We start from the raw sequence: 331 nt of genomic DNA, 5'->3' as shown, positions 1-331 counted from the left end.
GCCTTCGATCTTGAGCTGCGGGTTGAGCAGTTGGCCGATCCGCTTGATGTTATCCACAAGGTCGCTCAGACCTTCCAGTGCGAAATACTCGCACTGCATGGGAATAATCACGCCATCAGACGCCACCAGGGCGTTGAGCGTAAGCATCGACAGCGACGGAGGGCAGTCGATGAGAATGTAATCGTAGTTTTCGCGGATTGGCGCAAGCGCATTACGCAGACGGCTCTCCTTCATCTGGATTTCCAGCAGCACCACCTCGCCTGCGGTCAGGTCGCGGTTGGCCGGAAGCAGTTGGTAACCGCCGTGCTCGGAGAACTGCATGGCCTCAGCC

Annotated in this window: 1 protein-coding gene; it reads right to left on the bottom strand. The window is 58.0% G+C overall.

What is annotated here, in order from left to right; all coding sequences use genetic code 11:
- Window positions 1-331, bottom strand: a 331-nt coding sequence (locus EE949_RS00930; RefSeq protein WP_164666661.1) for a ParA family protein, incomplete at both ends; no start/stop codon positions are given.

It is taken from the genome of Pseudomonas viridiflava (assembly GCF_900602065.1).
Classification (GTDB): Bacteria; Pseudomonadota; Gammaproteobacteria; order Pseudomonadales; family Pseudomonadaceae; genus Aquipseudomonas.
This window is presented reverse-complemented; position numbering and strand designations above follow the sequence as displayed.